General features: G+C 44.1%; 17 protein-coding genes and 1 pseudogene. 8 read left to right on the top strand and 10 right to left on the bottom strand.

The genetic code is table 11. The features are described 5' to 3' along the window. Positions 1–87: 87 nt before the first annotated feature. Positions 88–1,164 (top strand): PQQ-dependent sugar dehydrogenase, encoded by a 1,077-nt coding sequence (locus B7360_RS18500; RefSeq protein WP_085344310.1) that lies wholly within the window; start codon positions 88–90, stop codon positions 1,162–1,164. Between the two features lie 142 nt (positions 1,165–1,306). Next, positions 1,307–1,927 carry an HAD family hydrolase gene (locus tag B7360_RS18505; RefSeq protein WP_046873693.1) on the top strand — a complete coding sequence of 207 codons (621 nt, stop codon included), beginning with the start codon at positions 1,307–1,309 and terminating at the stop codon, positions 1,925–1,927. 99 nt (positions 1,928–2,026) lie between these two features. On the opposite strand, the gene B7360_RS18510 is transcribed toward B7360_RS18505, so the two are convergent. The 9 genes from B7360_RS18510 to B7360_RS18550 form a co-directional block, all read right to left on the bottom strand. After that, complete coding sequence (locus tag B7360_RS18510; protein WP_085344311.1) at positions 2,027–2,506, bottom strand: Dps family protein; 480 nt, start codon at positions 2,504–2,506, stop codon at positions 2,027–2,029. Between the two features lie 299 nt (positions 2,507–2,805). Further along, positions 2,806–4,806 carry a methyl-accepting chemotaxis protein gene (locus B7360_RS18515; protein WP_085344312.1) on the bottom strand — a complete coding sequence of 667 codons (2,001 nt, stop codon included), beginning with the start codon at positions 4,804–4,806 and terminating at the stop codon, positions 2,806–2,808. A 144-nt stretch (positions 4,807–4,950) separates the two neighbouring features. Beyond that, positions 4,951–6,159: a hypothetical protein gene (locus B7360_RS18520; RefSeq protein WP_085344313.1), complete on the bottom strand. Its 1,209-nt coding sequence runs from the start codon at positions 6,157–6,159 to the stop codon at positions 4,951–4,953. Further along, a complete protein-coding gene (locus tag B7360_RS18525) occupies positions 6,149–6,865 on the bottom strand; it encodes an ABC transporter ATP-binding protein (RefSeq protein WP_085344314.1) in 717 nt (238 codons plus the stop codon). Before B7360_RS18525 ends, B7360_RS18520 begins: the two co-directional genes overlap by 11 nt. Then, on the bottom strand, positions 6,865–8,100 hold the full coding sequence (locus B7360_RS18530; RefSeq protein ID WP_085344315.1) for an FtsX-like permease family protein: 1,236 nt from the start codon (positions 8,098–8,100) through the stop codon (positions 6,865–6,867). Before B7360_RS18530 ends, B7360_RS18525 begins: the two co-directional genes overlap by 1 nt. Next, positions 8,090–9,319 (bottom strand): FtsX-like permease family protein, encoded by a 1,230-nt coding sequence (locus tag B7360_RS18535; RefSeq protein WP_085344316.1) that lies wholly within the window; start codon positions 9,317–9,319, stop codon positions 8,090–8,092. The genes B7360_RS18530 and B7360_RS18535 overlap by 11 nt, the downstream gene beginning before the upstream one ends. A 35-nt stretch (positions 9,320–9,354) precedes the next feature. Next, positions 9,355–10,101 carry an outer membrane lipoprotein-sorting protein gene (locus B7360_RS18540; protein WP_006742052.1) on the bottom strand — a complete coding sequence of 249 codons (747 nt, stop codon included), beginning with the start codon at positions 10,099–10,101 and terminating at the stop codon, positions 9,355–9,357. 117 nt (positions 10,102–10,218) lie between these two features. After that, on the bottom strand, positions 10,219–11,661 hold the full coding sequence (locus tag B7360_RS18545; protein ID WP_085344317.1) for a diguanylate cyclase domain-containing protein: 1,443 nt from the start codon (positions 11,659–11,661) through the stop codon (positions 10,219–10,221). 142 nt (positions 11,662–11,803) lie between these two features. Continuing rightward, positions 11,804–12,145: an alternative ribosome-rescue factor A gene (locus B7360_RS18550; protein WP_085344318.1), complete on the bottom strand. Its 342-nt coding sequence runs from the start codon at positions 12,143–12,145 to the stop codon at positions 11,804–11,806. Between the two features lie 365 nt (positions 12,146–12,510). On the opposite strand from B7360_RS18550, the gene B7360_RS18555 reads away from it, so the two are divergent. The 4 genes and pseudogenes from B7360_RS18555 (at position 12,511) to B7360_RS18570 (ending at position 14,357) form a co-directional block, all read left to right on the top strand. Beyond that, entirely contained in the window at positions 12,511–12,720 is a 210-nt protein-coding gene (locus B7360_RS18555) for a cold-shock protein (protein ID WP_005375625.1), read from the top strand. Positions 12,721–12,811: 91 nt separating this feature from the next. Continuing rightward, positions 12,812–13,357, top strand: a pseudogene (locus B7360_RS18560) (YaeQ family protein). Continuing rightward, a complete protein-coding gene (locus B7360_RS18565) occupies positions 13,344–13,886 on the top strand; it encodes a hypothetical protein (RefSeq protein WP_046873701.1) in 543 nt (180 codons plus the stop codon). Before B7360_RS18560 ends, B7360_RS18565 begins: the two are co-directional and overlap by 14 nt. A gap of 111 nt (positions 13,887–13,997) precedes the next feature. After that, positions 13,998–14,357 carry a glutaredoxin gene (locus B7360_RS18570; RefSeq protein ID WP_005391159.1) on the top strand — a complete coding sequence of 120 codons (360 nt, stop codon included), beginning with the start codon at positions 13,998–14,000 and terminating at the stop codon, positions 14,355–14,357. Positions 14,358–14,549: 192 nt separating this feature from the next. Here B7360_RS18570 and B7360_RS18575 read toward each other — a convergent pair whose 3' ends face one another. After that, positions 14,550–15,176 carry an OmpA family protein gene (locus tag B7360_RS18575; RefSeq protein WP_048625248.1) on the bottom strand — a complete coding sequence of 209 codons (627 nt, stop codon included), beginning with the start codon at positions 15,174–15,176 and terminating at the stop codon, positions 14,550–14,552. A 278-nt stretch (positions 15,177–15,454) separates the two neighbouring features. Between B7360_RS18575 and B7360_RS18580 the strand changes: the two genes are divergently transcribed. Next, positions 15,455–16,087 (top strand): thiol:disulfide interchange protein DsbA/DsbL, encoded by a 633-nt coding sequence (locus B7360_RS18580; protein WP_085344319.1) that lies wholly within the window; start codon positions 15,455–15,457, stop codon positions 16,085–16,087. A 13-nt stretch (positions 16,088–16,100) separates the two neighbouring features. Further along, positions 16,101–16,574, top strand: coding sequence for an FKBP-type peptidyl-prolyl cis-trans isomerase (locus B7360_RS18585; RefSeq protein WP_005391162.1), 474 nt, complete (start codon positions 16,101–16,103; stop codon positions 16,572–16,574). Positions 16,575–16,603: the final 29 nt, after the last annotated feature.

The following is a 16,603-nucleotide window of genomic DNA, read 5'->3' on the forward strand; positions in this document are numbered from 1 at the left end:
TGGGGATTTTTTATGTTCGCATACCCTGCCAAACGTCCTCTTTTAGTGTTAGTTTTTAAGTATCTTGGATTCATATTGGAAGGAACCATGAGAACTATCACTGCAACCCTACTCGCTTGCCTAGCTTTTTCTATCGATGCTGCGGAATATCGTGCTAATGAGGTTGCCAATGGGTTTCAAATCCCATGGGGAATTGAATTTCTCGATAAGCAACAAATGATCGTGAATGAAAAAAACGGCACCGTTTCATTACTTAATATTGCTTCGGGAAAACAGCAAATCCTCTTCAAAGTACCGAATGTGAGCACCAGTGGGCAAGCTGGTTTATTAGATGTAGCTCTAGTGCCGAATACCGCTCCACAAAATCCACAACTTTTCTTTACTTACAGCAAACGTACCGATAAAGGAAATACTGTGGCCTTAGCGACCGCACAATTGAAAAACAATCAACTTGTGGATTGGAAAGACGTCTTTGTCGCCGACGCCATCACGGACACCAGCCGTCATTACGGCAGCCGTATTGCGTTTGTCGATGACAAGGTTTACTTCTCAATTGGGGACCGTGGCGAACGTGATAATGGGCAAGACACTCAAACCCATGCAGGCACTATTCTTCGCCTCAACCTTGATGGCTCGGTACCACAAGATAATCCATTCAAGACTTCTGAGGCTCGCCCTGAAATATGGAGTTACGGGCACCGTAACCCACAAGGCATGTTTTACGACAAAGCAACAAAACAGCTTTGGTCGATTGAACATGGCCCTCGTGGTGGTGATGAAATCAACCTGATTAGGAAAGGTGCAAACTACGGCTGGGCAAAAGTCTCTCAGGGTAAAGAGTATTGGGGACCGTTAGACGTTGGAGAAGCGAAAAGCTTACCGAATATGGAAGACCCAAAGTTGGTTTATATTCCGTCTATCGCGCCAAGCAATATGGTGGTGTATCGTGGTGATAAGTACCCAGAGTTGGATGGAAAAATCCTCGCCGGTGCCTTGAAGCTGGCGCACATCAACGTGGTTTCTATTGAGAATGGCAAGCTCACCGAATCAAAAAGATTAATGGAGAATCTTGGCGAGCGAGTCAGAGATATCACCATCAGTCCGGATGGCTATGTCTATTTTTCAACAGATACAGGCAAAATTTTCCGTCTTGAAGAGAAGTAATCAAACACCAACATTATTGAGACTATTTAATTTGTGACGTATCAGTGATTTATTTTCGTACAAGTAACACGTTTGAATCTAAAATTAACAATAACCTTTTGTTTTTAGAAAGATAGCTTGGTTTAAGTCGTACGAGGTCATCATGGTTCCTTTTCCATTAAAACTTGAAAGAGTCAAAGCCGTTATTTTCGACTTAGACAATACACTCGTTAGCTCCGATATGAACTTCAAAGATCTTCGTCAGCAACTAGGCTGTCCACAAAACGAAGATTTATTGGATTTTGTTGATAAGCTTGACCATCCACATCAGAGAGAGCATGCCCATAATGTTATCTTTGATCATGAAATTTCTGATGCTGAGCAATCATCTCCGATGCTGGGTTGCCACGAGCTTTTGGCATACTTACATCAGCATAAAGTTAAAACCGCGATAGTAACGCGCAACTGTTTGATCGCTACGCAGCGTAAGTTGGAACATAACCGAATTGATGTTGAACATGTCCTCACTCGTGAATGCTACCCAGCAAAACCTGATCCTTTATCGCTCCAAGTCCTAGCCAAAGAGTGGCGATTAATGCCAGATGAAGTACTTTATGTGGGCGATTTCCTTTATGACCTACAAGCCGCATACAACGCCCAAATGCCATCCTGCCTTGTTCACCACAATACGACTGCACAATTCCACGACTCCGCCTCTCTTGCTGTAACAGAGCTGACCGATTTACTCGAACATTTTCAGTCTTTTAAGCACATTCACGACTAACTAGGCACTTTCATAAACAAAAGGAGCACTCGCGTGCTCCTTTGACTTATTCCCGATTTATTTATGCGCCCCCAAGTGAGTGCTCGGGTGATGCGTCGCTTAGCCTTGTAGGTAAGCGTTAAGCATCCACATTAATTTTTCTTGCTCACGGATGTAGTCACCCATCAATGCCGCGGTACCTTCATCGCCTGCTTCACCCGCGTTTTGTAGAATCTCACGCTGCTTTAGAAGTAGAACGCTAAAGCCTTGAACCAGACCTTGTACACACTCCTTACCAGAAGTCGCGTTTTGATGTTCTTTAATTTCACTTGCTTCCAAGTAGTTGCTGAATGCGTGCGCTGGCGTATGACCCAAAGTTAGAATACGCTCTGCAAGCTCATCGATTTTTGTTTGCAGATCCGTGTAGATCTCTTCAAATTTTACGTGCAGTTCGAAGAATTGCGCACCTTTAATGTTCCAGTGGTAACCGCGAGAGTTCATATACAACACTTGGTAATGCGCTAGCAGTTGATTTAGCTGTTGAGCTAGTTGTGCTGATTGTTCGCTGTCTAGACCAATTAGGCTTACTTGTTTGTTCATAATCTTGCTCCTAGAAGGATGATACCAATCGTAGTAACGAACGATTCTCTTACCGGGATTGGTATAAAGTTTAAAAATTCTTTTGCAGTATTTGCTGCCGATGGAGTCATATTACGACTCCGGCTCGGTGAAGAAAATTTGGTTTTAGCTATGATTTAAATAGCTAAATCCAATGAGCAAGTAGACGAATATCGGCGTATCATCCAACAAAAAGCCCCAATCCTTTTAGTGTAAAAAGGATTGGGGCTTTTTTACTATTTGGTTAACGTTCAAAAGTCGATGAACGATGTAAACCTTATCTACGCCGTTTTGAAAGTTGCCATCTGTTGATTCAGCTCGGTAACTTGTTCTTTTACTTGCAATGATGTCTCTGATGCACGTTGGCTGTTATTCGAAACCTCATCCACTGATTGAGTAATATCGGACATCAATCCAGTGATCGAGTTGGTCGCATGAGATTGCTGCTCTGCCGCTGCCGCAAGCTCTGTCATTTGTTCATTCAAAGAACCAATTTGTTCAGTAGTGACGAGCAAACGAGTTACCGCTTTTTCAATGTGCTCCGCGCCCAGCTCCGCAAGTGATTGGCTGTGTTCAATCTCCTCAACCACCGAATTGGTCGAGCGTTGAATCGCATTAATGATGCCGTTGATTTCTGTCGTCGATTGAGTGGTGCGAGTCGCTAACATACGTACTTCGTCCGCCACAACCGCAAAGCCTCGTCCTTGGTCGCCCGCACGCGCCGCTTCTATCGCGGCATTCAATGCCAATAAGTTAGTTTGTTCTGCCAAACCTTCAATTACTTCCGTCACTCGACCAATGGCTTCGCTCTCTTTGCTTAGCTGTGTCACTTGCGTACTCGCGGTTTCAATGCTGCCGTGCAAGCTTTCCATGGTGACTTTGTTCTGCTCTAAAGCATCACGACCTTGTTCAATCTCGCCTTTTGAATCAGAAAGCTTCTGCACTGATTGATTGGCTTGATCTAGGGTGTTACGCGCGGCCAAAGCGATTTCATCCAATTGGCTTCCCATTTCAACGATGCTAGTCTGTTGCTGTTCCACATTCGATGAGGTGACTTGCGCCGATTCCAACAAAGCCCCCATACTGGTATCCACTTGGTGCGCTTTCTCACTCACCCCAGCCACGATGCTCGCTAACGATTGGTTCATGCGGTTAATCGAATCGGTAAGGTCTACCAATTCATCTTTCCCAACAACAGTGAGCGGAGGCTGAGAAACGTCCCCTGAAGCGATCGTCTTAGCTCGCTCCGATAAGTTTTTCACTCGGCGACCAATGGTATTGCCCATGTATTTTGAAATCGCTACTGCGGCAAACAAAACCAATGCCGCTGCAATCAACATGGTGGTGAGTACGTTCTTGATCGACTGATTGATACCCTGTCCGCTTTGATCTGCACGACTTTGCTGAGCCAATACGATCGTTTCTAAGCTTTGGTCTAGGGCATCCGCTGCTGGCAACAGTTCGTTCGCCATCAGCAAGTTTGATTCGTTCCACTCTGGCGACTGACGCAATGCAATTACCTGCTCTGCTAAAGGAAAGTACAGTTGCTGCATTTCTTTAAACAGTGACCACAGTGATTGGTCGTTATCAGTCAGTCTGTCGAGTTTGCTGTCGATTTCCGCCACAGACTGATTGTGGTACTTAATCAAGTCGTGGTATTTGTCCAGATGATCTTGCTGCCCGTACAACAGGAAATCTCGCAGAGCAGACAGAGCATTGGCGAGCGAGGTATAACTGTCGGCGTAGACTTTAAACAGACGTTTTCTGTCTCCACCAAATGGGTTTCCTGACTCTTCATTGATTAAGCTTTGAAGCTGATCAAGTGCCACTTCTGCAATGGGTGCCGCTTCGTTAATAAAGAGGTTGTGCGCGGGTAAGTTCTCATCACTGTGGCTGAGCTCAATCAACTTGTTTAAAGAGACTTTGACCGCATCCCACTGGCTTTGAATCGCTTGAAAATCCTGTTCAGAGATCAAAGCCTGCAAAGTCGGAAGCGACTCGTCTGTAGATGCCATGATATTGCGCACGTCCTCACTCAGACGTGCGCTCGCCTCTTCATCGCCACCTAACAACATGTAGGCTCGAATAGAAGACAGCGACGCTTGAACGGACTGTTGGATACCGCGACTGGTGTCGACGGTCGGTAGATCAGATTTAAGTAACGAAGAGGCGTATTGCTCTACGGTGGTGACGTTGCGATACGTGAATACCGCTGATGCCATAAAAAGTACGGCTAGCAGCACAAAACTGAGCTGCAACTTCCCTGATATCGTAAGGTTCATCCATAAACTCCTGACAACGATGAGCCTTAAATATAACGATGTTTACAAAAATGTTAAATGCTTGTATCAAAAACAACTTCAGAACAAGGCATTATTTGTGATTGATTGCATTATTTAGGGATAGCAGCTAAATGAAAGGCGTCTCTAGTAACTATACCGGATATTAGCAAACACCAAAGTTGCAGGTGTTTCTCCAAATAAGCTGCCGTCCGTACCGTTAAAATGTTGAACTACAGTTAGCAGTTGCCAATTATTACTGAGCGAATAGCTGCTGGATAATCCAGCAAAGTAAGAGCCATCATCATAGTAACTAGCCGATAAGGTGACGCGGTTGAGCGCCGTTAAGTCGAAGCTAGCATCGGCATAAACAGTATGCTCCGTGAAGCTCAAGGTTTTCGCAGAGAGAGGGAGGTTTAGGTAAGTTAATGCGCTGCTCGCTGGCTTTGGTTCAGAAATAAACAACCAAGCACCTCTCACCATCCAGTTACGCACACCACCAAAACTGTAGTCTGATTCCAAACTAGCGACTGTCGTATCCTCAGTAGGCTGACCTTGATGCTTTGTATCAATAGGATCAAACCAGCTTAACTCGCCTCGAAACCCGGCTTGATAGATATCAGTCGCGAACCCTGCTCCAAGAATATAGTCTTGCCGAGATCGACCCGCAATGATTTGATAGTCCCAACCAGAAACGTTGGAGAAATATCGTAGTGACGTGCTGTTTTCTTTAGACTGCTTTGACGGAGAGAAAACGAGATCTAACCCGTCGGCAAACCCAAGTTTTTTACTCACCATGACAGCGTCGGTGCCCGCCCGCTCTTCGTAATCAAAGTCGTAAATAGAATAGGCGTTGTAGATGTCGTTTGGGTTCCAAATGGTGTTCATTGACCAATTGACCCGGAACCGCCCTAACCTTGCACTCCAATCTTGGTCACTCCAAGAGACGTAGAGTCGATCCAGTTGGGTATTGAGGATTGCATTATCTTCTCGCCAATTTTTGCTTAGATCAAAATACCCATTATCAAGCGCCACGAGTTCTGCATATCGAGGAATCTCAAGCGCATCGCCCCACAATGCTCTATTCCTGATACCAAGATTTATTCGCCATTCAGGAGAAAAGCGATATTCAACGTTAATCCGGTTATGGAGTAGATGGTCAAGGGTATTACCCTGCTCGTCAGGCATACTATAGGTCGCCATGTATTTCACATAGCCATTGATATCCCATGCTTTTTCAGGCTCCAAACCCGGTATGCTGGCATTAGTTTTAATGCAAATTACCTCAGGACTTAACGCAAAAAAAAGCCGCAATAACTTGGATAGTAAGCTCACGCCTTCTACTCTACCACGCATGGCTCTTCTCTATGGTGTTATCAATGTTGGCAAAATCTCGTGCCAAACGCCCGTCCTCAAATACTATGATTCGATGTGCGCGCTTAATAACTCTAGGATCATGGGTAGAAAAGATAAATGTCGTGCCTTCTTTTTCACTGAGTTGTTCCATGATATCAAGCAGCTCGGCTGTACTTTTTGCATCTAAGTTGGCGGTAGGCTCATCTGCCATTACAAACCTTGGTTTTGGTGCCAATGCTCTTGCAACCGCAACTCTCTGTTGTTGGCCTCCAGACATTTTACTCGGACGTTTATGCATCTGCTGTGATAATCCAACCTGTTGCAGTAGCGCGCTGGCGCGTTCACGACATTCCCTTTCTGTTTTCCCTTGCAATTGCATAACAAACTCGACGTTTTCAAGAGCTGTCAGTACGGGGAGCAGACTATAATCTTGGAAGATAAAGCCAATGTTATCGCGTCGATAAGCGATCAACTCTTTTTCTGACATATCAGAGATTAAGCATCCATCAATTTCCACGCGTCCTGATGTAGGAGAATCGATCCCGCCCAACATGTTTAGTAGCGTCGTTTTCCCTGAACCAGAAGGTCCCATAATAGCGACAAACTCACCTTGCTTGATCTCCAAATCTACGTTCTGAACCGCATGTACCGGGAAGTCACTCTTTGTGTTGTACGTCTTGGATAAGCCTTCCAATTTAATCGTCATTACGTTTTCTCCGCCATGGCATCCGCAGGTCGATGCTTGAGAATTTGCCTTGCTGGATACAGAGCCGCAAATAAGCTCGCGACAAAAATAGCCACAATAATCAATTGATATTCATAAAACGACACTCTTGGATAAAGCAAGGTATCGACGCCATAAGCACCTAACCCATCAGCAAGTGCGCCAAGCGATAGGCCAGTAATACTCAGTATTTTCAACATGACTGCGCTTCCTAATAACCCTAGCGCGCAACCACTCAAACCAAGGAATAGCGTTTCCAAAATAATCAGTGTGCGAATTTTATGCTGCTGCATGCCAACCGCCATTAACACCCCAAACTCTCTCGTTCTTTCAAAAACTGACATCAGCATGATGTTGATGATTCCGAGAGTCATGGCAAGTACGAAAACGACCAACATAATTTGGTTAGAGATATCCATTGAGCTCATCATTGTTGCGAGTAAAGGCTGTATTTCTTGCCATTTTCTCACGACCAATTGTTCACGGTTGGCTTGTGGCAATATTGATAACGTAAATGCCTCTGCACTTTCTAGCTGTTCAGTCTCGTTGGAGTTCAACAAAACGCCAATTTCATGCGCACCCGACAAGCCTGCGATTGTTTCGAGATCGACTTTACGAACGTAGACATTACCGTCATCAAACGTGGTGGATGGCGTTTTAAAAATACCTCGAACGCGAAAAGCTGCGCCAGATACATCACCCTTGATGTCAGATAATGTTAAAACCACTTTCGATCCAACACGCAGCTTCAACCGATTTGCGGTTTTTTGCGAAACAAGAATGGGGTTTCTTCCCACTTCGTTTAACCATTCTCCGTCTATCACATGGCTTGTAAGCGGTGTGATACTTTGCTCTTGTTCAATATTGATGCCATTGATCCGAACGCCTCTCGTACTGCGCGCAGAAGCAATCATGCCATCAGCAAGAAATCGCGCCGATACCGCTTTAACATCTTGATGTGCAGCCAAAGCGGTCGTTATCGTTTGATAATTATTTATTGTGTCACTAAGGTCAGGATTATTAAGGTAGGATTTCTGATGCACTTGTAGATGGCTGGTTTGCCACGCAATCGCGTTTTTGATCATGCTGTCGACCAAACCGTTCATGAATCCAATCATGGCAACAACGCCCATTAAGCCGAACACCATCGCTCCCAGCATAATGGAAGTTCTGAGCTTGTTTCGCCATAAGTTACGCCACGCCAATTTAATCAACATGCGCGCCTCCTTTTAGCCCACTAGCAATGGGCAAGCGAAGAAGTCTAGCCATCGGATACATCAGACATAACGATAAAATAACGAGAACGACAAGAATTTGATCAATTAACAAATACGGCTCTAGCGAAACAGGTACGATTGGTTCAAAGCCACTCTCCAGCATCACTTGTGCAGCATCGCCTGTAATCTCAATCGGATTGATATAGAAATATGCAAGCACAGGCGCGCTGATCAAGACACCGAGCACAAGACCAATAACGGAGATAAACATCGATTCAATGGCGACGAGCCCCATAAGCTTGCTGCGCAACATACCCGTCGCGAGCATCACCGAAAATTCACGCTGGCGCTCTAACGTCATCATCAAAATCGTGGCAAACAGGCCAAAACCAACAATGCCGTACAAGATATAGATCAAAAAGATCCCACCCGCTTTGTCCAAGGCTATCTGTTGAGAAAGTTCTGGCGACAGCTCCTGCCAGCTTTTTACTGAGACGCCATTCCCGTACTGGCGCTTTAGTTGTTTAACAATGTCAGGCAACACGCGTAAACTTTGCGTGTTAAGGACCCATGCGGTGACTTGGTTATCAAGCGAATACAACGCTTGTGCGGTATCAAGAGGCATGTAGACCAACTGAGAATCTAACTGCTGCAAAGGAAAGTGCAAAATACCGGACACCTGATACAGTCCAGCCGCCGTTTGACCACGATAACCCGAACCATACAACACCAGTTCATCACCAACGTTCAAATGAAGGTAGTTTGCCAAGCCCTCACCAACAAGCACCGAGTTTTGTCCAGATGCAATAAAGCGCCCTTGTACGATTTTGTCACTAATGCTGGAGTAGCTATCTTCAGCGTCAGGCTCAACGCCGAGCACCATCACGCCTTTGGATCGTTCGTCTTTGGCGGCAAGCGCAAATGACTCAATTCTCGGCAGAACGATGTCGATATCAGGATTATTTTTGGCAGATGCAATGAACGCAGGCGTTTGTGGAAGGACATCATCAATGCTAGAGGAGTCCCCAAAATCGGGATGTTGTAGCTGAATTAATCCCGTATAGAACTTCGCAGCGTTTTTAATATTTGAGGAGTAACTTCCTTCTTGGAACGCTCGAGTCAGTAAGGAGAGAAACAGAACAAGAGCTAACGCAGAAGCGGTTAACAATGTCCGCCGTTTTTGCCGCCATAGATTTCGCCATGCGAGCTTGATGAGCATCCGATTCTCACCTCTTATCTAAACCAAAATCCACCCTAATCTCGCAGAGCCTTCATTTGCTGCTGGGAGAAAAAGTCATCATCGATATCAAAATCAAATTGCGCTTCGTGCGTAATCAAAACCGTTTTATTTCCTGGTTTATCTATCGGTTGCATCTCCATGCGAGTCGCAACGTCTCGCCCACCCAACGTTTTCACATCGTAAGTCGTCAAAACATTTACTAGTTCATCAAATTCATCGTAAAACTCGACTTTGCGCTGTAAAAAGCTCGTTTGAGAGATCCACAGTCTGACTTTGCTCCAAACCACTGGGGCGTCAGGCTTGGCAAGTGCATCAACTACCCAAACTTTGTCACCATCAAAGGTTTCACTTTGAAGCAGTTGATGTTGATAATCGACAACAATAGAAGATTGGTTAATTAAATCATCATTCGTGAAGTCTGATCCCATCCAAGACTGACTGAGCATGGATGGCGCAATTTTAATCACTCGCTCGATACTCGGCACCCAATTCCACATTTCTCTATGACGTTTTAACGAGGCGCTACCTTTATCTTTCGCCGGAGCAGTCACCAAGACCAAAGATAATTCCGTACCTTTCGTCCAACTCTTCATAGTCATTGAACGTGACCAGTCAGGGCGAACAATTTTCATGGTGGCTTCGCTATAACTGGATTTTCCGCGCATCGCTTGATCAGACTTTTGGACTATATCGAAAGCGCTCTCAGCGTAAGAAAAAGAAGAGAGAAGTACACAAGCGAGAACACAAAACGTTTTATACATACCTTCCCTTTGTACCGACACGACCTAGAATTTGAATCGAAACGGGTATAATAATTTTAAATTCAATTGAGTATAGCAAGTGAGGATTTAGAAATAGCGATTGGTGACTCAAAAACGCTAAGGGACTTGACGAAGCTCAGGTTGAACCTGGCTGTCTGTTATGACTTGAAACACCGAGCGATTTTTACCTTCAGACTTACCTTGATACATCAGTTGATCAGCGTCTTGTAAATTCACGATGTGAGTAAATTCAGGGTAGTATGCGCAGCCTAAGCTAATGCTCAAATGAATCGCTTGCCCACCAAGGATAATAGGTTGTTCGTACACGGCTTTGCAGAGCATTTGAGCAAAGTTGCGCGCTTCTCGCTCAGAGAGCGATGCCGTCACGAGTGCGAACTCTTCTCCGCCAATTCTCGCCAATGTCATACGTTCATCAGTCATTGATTTTGCTGTTTCAGCCACGGCCACTATCGCTCTATCTCCGACAAGATGACCGTATTGGTCATTAATTGATTTAAAATCATCAATATCAAATACCATTACCGTCAAGCTTCGCTGCAAGTGATTCAAGAGCGCCAATTGTTCAATCAAGTGTCTACGGTTGTAGAGTTTTGTTAGGGAATCCGTTAACGTCATCTCCAGCAATTGCTGGTTAGCAATCGTCAATTGTCTTGTGCGCAGCGCAACCATGCGTTTGAGTGCGAAGATATGATACAGAGTCGCGACCGCCATAACGAAAATCGCAATAGGTAGGAGATAAAGAGGATAGACCGTTTTCACCACACTCCACCGATTGAGGATCCTTTCTCGATCTGTATCGATAACTTTTTCAAACGCTCGAGAGACATCCAAAATGGAAGCAGAACTATGCAACCCTGCTGCAATCCGAAGGTCTTTACTATATAAATTTATTACAGGAACAAACATGCCTGCTCCCGGCATAGTTGCCATATAAAAGTTAGCAACTTGAAGGTCCGCGACAAAATACAGCACCTTCTTAGCGACAGCAGCCTGTATCATCGTGTCGTTATTGATGTACTCTGCGATAGGCGCATTAGGATAATTCGTCTTAATAAACTCAGACTCGTAACTTCCTTTAACGACACCAATTGGCAACGTCATTTCACCAGCTAAAACACTTTTGACATCAATCGAAAGCACGTCTTGATTGACATATAATTTAGTTTGAATGGGCATGATAACTGCGCCAAAATCCAAGTAATCAGCTCTTTCCGATGAGTAAACCAATCCCGCGTGAAAGTCAGCACGCCCCTCTTTTACGGCCTGTAAAGAAGCCTCCCAATCAAGAAGCAGAAACTGAACATCAATTTGGTTGTCCGCCGCATACGCTTTCCAGAAGTCGATCAAAATGCCTTTGGGTTCACCGTCTGGGCTAAGGTAAGAGAATGGCTTCCAAGCTTTGGAGTTAGCAACAATTAAAGAATGAGACTCTGACTTGTGCGCATACGTCATCGGGCAAATAGACAGCCATAGTAGTAACAAAGAAGCACACGCTTTTGTACACTTGCAACCATAAGTACCATAACTCGTCGATGACATACCTACTTCTCACCAGTCTTTTTAAACCATAATCTCGGCTGTTTTGTCTGATCTAAAGATATAGCAGAGCGGTGTCGGACAGGAAGCGGCTCCTATTGATATGAATCTAACTTAGTAGGTTTTAGTACTTATTTGGTACTTTTCAGCGTCTAGTTTTAAGAAGAAAGCTAGCCAGTATAAGGTGAGATAAGAGTGATTTGACTAACACTAAACCATTGAATTTGAATAGTTTGATAAAAACCAGCTTCAATAAAAAAGCCCTATTCAAAATCCACATCGGGGAGAACTTTGAATAGGGCTCTTTGCCTCTATGCTTCATTTTCCGACTGAAGCTGCCTTTACCTTTTTTCGCTTTTACGACTCGTGTTCTGAACAATTGACTGGTGACAACCGCTTTTAACGCATTGTCCTTGATTTCACCTCTGCCGAAATCGGTCTCGTGTTGTAACTCATTCGGCTGAGGACTGGTTTTAGGTTTTGCCATAAATCCTCCTTAATGGTCGAACCAGATTGGACAATAATTATATAAATAAGTCAAATTTATAGATTTAGTTGAATTTTATGCTGAAAAACTTCACATCACCGTCATTTATTTGAAATTTAATCAAAAACATGCTGGTTAAATAGTGACTAAATACAAATATTTGTCCATAAAGCACTAATATATGTTGACTCTTCGTGGAATTAACCTAGACTCAAACACGGCTAGAAAGAAAGTTCTTTGTTTTCACATTTCGTTGGATTACTTGTAACCCGTCGTCCTGTGGTACGCAATAGCAATTTATTTTTCCACGCTATAAGCGCCGTTGAGGCGAAAGATTACATTATTTAGATATTTAGGAAATAGACATGTCTAACACAGCTACTGGCACAGTTAAGTGGTTCAACGAAACTAAAGGCTTCGGTTTCATTCAACAAGAAAACGGTCCTGACGTATTTGCTCACTTCTCTGCAATCACTGGTGACGGCTTCCGTACTCTAGTTGAAGGCCAGAAAGTAGAATTTGTTATCTCTCAAGGTCAAAAAGGCCCTCAAGCAGAGCAAATCAAAGTACTTTAATTCTTAAAGAATTTGATACGATAGCCAGCTTCTAAAGCTGGCTATTTTTTTGTCTATAACTTATTTTTGCCAACAAAAACGATATAAATCCATGGCTCTTAAACCGACTATTTATAAATTTCGTATCGCCATTTCCGATATGAATAACGACTATTACGATTCTAAAAATCTAACTATCGCCCTTCACCCTTCAGAAAAACCTCAACGAATGCTGGCTCGTGTTTTAGCTTACTGCTTAAACGCTCAAAGTAATTTAGAGTTTACGAAAGGGCTTTCTACAATTGAAGAGCCTGATTTATGGCATGTTGGCGATGATCAAAGCATTACTCACTAGATTGAAATTGGCGAACCAGAACCAGAAAGAATTAAGAAAGCCTCTCGCCTAGCAAAACACGTGAAAGTCTACACTTATAACACTAAAGCGACGGTATGGTGGGATAAAATGTCAGGAAAGTTCTCAATGCTTCCCGTCAACGTAGAAAGCTTTGACTACGACGCTATCGACTTGATTTGTCAGCACCTTGACCGAGGCACTAGCCTTTCTGTTATGATTACTGGCAGCTCTATTTTTGTTGATATCAACGATCAACACGTCGAAGTAACGGTGAAGGAACTAAAAAGCCATGACGTCTCTTAGTGAACTGAGTCAAGAGATGGGATTCAAAGAAATTCCCTTCGTTAAAGAACATAAAGCGGCAAAGCGACGTTGGTTAAAAGAACAGTCACAACTGTTTACAAAAGTTTGTGAGAACAAACCCGCCACGGCGCCTACTCTTCACCTGCTTGGTCTTTTGACTAAGTCGCATATTGAAGCCAGCGCTAACTATGAGCAACATGCGCATTCTGCCCAGCAAATGCAGCAAGTGCTGACTGACTCCTTGGGTGATGAGCACGCGGATAAGTTCACTAACCAGTCCGCAGAAGACCTTATCTTGATAACCCACCTTTGGCTTTATACTCAAGGCTATTTGAATATGGACTTTAGCTTGGCGCACGATCATGCCGAGCAAACTCAGAATACATTGCAACACGAGCTTGTTGTAAAACGCATGGATGTTGATGCATTCAGAACCGAACTGATGCAAAGCTTTTATCTAGGTAGAGAAGCCAGCCCAGCTTCGACTAGCGGCTTTTGGGGCAAGTTAAAACGCTTATTTTCCGCATAAAATGCATGGTTTTATCCATTTCAAACAACTGATAGACTTCACGCTCAATGCAACAAGCATCATGATTGCATTTTTAAAGGACAATTACCCAATGAACATCAAGGGATCATTATGAAGTTTATCCGTTGGATTTTAGGCAAGGTTATCTTATTGCTGAACGCCGTGTTCTCACCTCGTGGTATTAAACGCAGTGCAGAAGAACAACAACGTATTGATGAAAAAGCAAAGCAATACGCACTTTACCAATTTGAAGCTTGCCCTTTTTGCGTAAAAGTCCGCCGTGCAATGAAGCGTCAGTCAGTGAACATTGAGCTACGTGATGCAAAAAATAACCCGACTCATCGAACTGAACTAGAGCAAGGTGGTGGACGAATTAAAGTCCCTTGCCTGCGTATCGAAAAAGATGGCGAAACACAGTGGCTATACGAGTCATCTGACATCGTCGCTTACGTTGAAAAAGAATTTGCCTAAGTTCCCCCTATGAACATTGGCGGATGTAAAAGAGGCACCATACAGGTGCCTCTTTTCTATTCAGTCTAGCTGCTCGTTGCTATGCCTAGCCTTTGGGTTCACTCTTCTTGCTCATTCCCAGACGGAAACGCCAGTAAACACATAAGGGCTTAGTGAAAACAACACGACGTAGTTTATCGACCAACCATCGCCTTACTCATCAACGATCAGCGTTAGCTCTACGCGTCGATTACAAGCTTTGCCACTGGCTGTCGAATTACTGCACTGCGGCACATACTCGCCAAAACCTCTAGAAAACACGCGTTGACGAGGAATACTCGTCGCCAGCAGTTGCTTTTCCACTTCACGAGCTCGCTTTTCTGACAACGTGTCATTAAAGCTGGCAGCTCCCGTGCTATCGGCATGGCCATCGATCACGACATCCACATCCGTTCTTCCTGCTAGATAGTGACCAATGTTTCGAATCCAGTCTTGAGATTGCGCTGATAACTGAGCAGAGCCAGTTTGAAAGTGCACTTGCTCTTTCAAACGTATCATTAAGTGACCGCCACTGAGTGTCTCATGAGGAATATTGTGCCTGTTCAGAAACATTTCCAGAGAGGTCACATTTTGCGACTTTTTTACTGATGCCCTCTCAGTCTGATACGTGCGAGGTGAAGAAGCCACACTGGAGGCACTCGGATAGCCCCACTCAGGATGTCTCAGCTCGGTGTTTGTTTTAGGAGCTGTATCTAAAATGTTCCCGCCAGGAACCATGTCTTGATCAAGGCTACTGCACCCAGTCAGAATGCCGCAAACAATTAAAAACCACTGCTTCATACCACTACCAACTTAGAAAAACTCTTGTCCATTGTGTCGACAAAACACGCCAAATCTTTAGCGCTTTTATCCACCGATTGGTTTGTATATGCAGCGTTCATGCCACTGGAATCAATATCAAGTATCTCTCAAATAAAAAGCGATGCCAAAATATCTCCCTGCAGCCTACACATCAGGAAAAGTCTGTTACCAATCGTCTCACTTTATTGTTATTTAATGGTTTTAGTCACTATCGTTAACCGATAAACTAACGCAAATTTCTTACTTAGAGCATTATTATGTTAAAAACCATATCGAAAGGCTTTGCTGTGATTGCCGCCATGATGGCCTTGTCGGCATGCGATAGCGGCAACACTCAGCCTCAGCAAGGCAAACAATACGAAGTTTTGCCTGTATCCCTTGAAGAATATGATTTGGCGCCATTGACAGAAGCTTTTGCCCTAACTTGCGGCCACTGTCGCTCAATGGAAGAGTTTGTCCCTCAAATTGAATCATTGACCGAGCAAAGCGTTGAAAAAATGCATGTAACTTTCAATGAAAGTGCACAAGTAAGCGCCATCATCTTCTACACTGCAGTCATGCAACTAGAGTCGACACCTGACAAAGCATTTATGGCGGATCTTTTTGCTGCCGTACAAATGGGTCCTGATGCGACTGCTGAGGAACGTCAAATCGCCGTAGAGAAAGCCTTTGAGTCTCGCAACCTTATCAGCCCTTACCATTTAGATGAAGCACAGCAAAAAACGCTGTTTGAGTACATCACTAAGGCAGAAGCGATCACGACTCGCGGCCAAATTAACTCCGTTCCAGCCTTTATCGTTAATGGAAAATACCAAGTCATTACTAGTGGTCATGACAGCGTCGAAGCCATGGCAGAAACCATTAACTATTTGCTAAAACAACCTAAATAGACAAGGAGCTTACGTGTCTAAATTTTTGTTTCCTCTCATTATTTTCATTCTGGCGGGCTTTTTCATTTACCGTACTTGGACAAACCATAAAGTAGCGGATGAAAACTTTGCGAAAGGCCAAGCATTCTTGCTCGAGAATGCGAAGAAAGAAGGCGTCATTACAACAGAAAGTGGTCTTCAATATATTGTTCTTGAAAAAGGCGAAGGTGAGGTTCACCCAACCGCGACAAGCAAAGTCAAAGTGCACTACCACGGCACGTTGATTGATGGCACTGTGTTTGATAGCTCCGTTAATCGCGGTGAGCCAATTTCGTTTGGTCTTAACCAAGTCATTAAAGGCTGGCAAGAAGGCCTACAATACATGGTCGAAGGTGAAAAAATCCGCCTTTTCGTACCAAGCACGCTCGGTTATGGCAAAAGTGGCTCAGGCCCGATTCCACCAGCAAGTGTTTTGATCTTTGATGTTGAATTGTTAGAGATTCAATAATTCTAGAAACTTTGCATTAAAGCCAAAGC

It is taken from the genome of Vibrio sp. ArtGut-C1 (genome assembly GCF_002105475.1).
Classification (GTDB): domain Bacteria; phylum Pseudomonadota; class Gammaproteobacteria; order Enterobacterales; family Vibrionaceae; genus Vibrio; species Vibrio diabolicus.